General features: G+C 60.9%; 1 protein-coding gene. It reads left to right on the top strand.

Annotated elements, in window-relative coordinates:
* Positions 1-1338 (top strand): N-6 DNA methylase (locus ACESTR_RS15475; protein ID WP_373179408.1); only part of this gene is annotated, 1338 nt, incomplete at both ends.

The following is a 1338-nucleotide window of genomic DNA, read 5'->3' as shown; positions in this document are numbered from 1 at the left end:
CGACTTTTTACACGCCCCCGAAAGTGGCAGACGCCATCGTGGAGGCGATATGGGACACGCGGATCGTCCCCAAACGTATTCTTGACCCCAGTGCGGGAACGGGGGTTTTCGTCAGTGCCGTGGATTTCCACGCCCCCTATGCGGAGATCACCTGCTTCGAGAAAGACCCCGCCACGGGGTTGATCCTGAAGCACCTGCACCCCGAAAAACGGGTGCGGGTACAGGGATTCGAGCGCATCGAACCCAAATACGCCGGTTACTACGACGTGGCCGTGAGCAACATCCCTTTCGGGGACGTGGCGCTCTTCGACCCGTTCTTCTCCACCCATACCGACCCCGTGCGGCGGCAAGGCACACGGGCGCTGCACAACTATTTTTTCATGAAGTCCGTCGATATGGTACGCGAGGGCGGCCTGGTGGCATTCATCACCTCGCAGGGAGTATTGAACGCCGAGCAGGGACGCCCCGTGCGCGAGTGGCTGATGAACCGCTGCGAGCCCGTATCGGCCATCCGGCTGCCGAACAACCTCTTTACAGAACACGCGGGGACGGAGGTCGGCAGCGACCTGGTTATCCTGCAAAAGAAAGCCGCCACGGGGGAACTGTCCGAACGGCAGCGGGATTTCATCGAATCCCGCAAGCTGTCGAACGGCATCCGGATAAACAACCTTTTCCAGTCGTTCGACAGGGTGATCCATACCGAGGCCAAAGTAGGCAAAGACCCCTACGGCAAACCGGCGATGGAGTTCACCCACGCGGAGGGCGTGGACGGCATCGACCGGGAGATGCGGCGTATGCTCTCGGAGGATTTCAACCGGCATTTCAACGAGAGTTATTGCCTGGAACATGCTCCGGAACAGACACCCGGTACACCGGAGCGGGAATTGTCCCGTCCCCGTCAGGCGGAACGCCAGCGTGCCGAAAGACACGAGCCCCGCCTTGCCGGAGAAATCGTCAAGGAGATTATCGCCGATGCCCGTAACCTTCAGCAGCAGCGGGAAGAGGAGGAAAAACGCCGCGTCGTCGCCGAAATGGCGGCACAGGGCTACCATGTCGATACCGAAACCGGGGAGATTACCCGAATCGAAAACAAACCCGGACAAGTGTTACCGGATTCTGCTGCCACACCCGCCGGAGAACCGACCGGGGAGGATCTGGCCGACTTCGGGGCCTGGTCGAAAGAGCGGGAGAATCGCTTGTGGGAGCAGCACCCGCCGAAACCCGAAGATTTCGGCATGGCAGATACTCCCGTGCAGCACGTGGGCGGAATAACGGAACCGAAACCGCGGGAGGGCTTCGCCGGGTCGCTTTTCGACACGGTGGAAACGGCGGCTCCCG

Source organism: Alistipes sp. DJF_B185, assembly GCF_964250025.1.
Taxonomy (GTDB): domain Bacteria; phylum Bacteroidota; class Bacteroidia; order Bacteroidales; family Rikenellaceae; genus Alistipes; species Alistipes finegoldii.
Note: the sequence above shows the minus strand (reverse complement) of the source record. Positions and strands in the feature narration are given on the sequence as shown.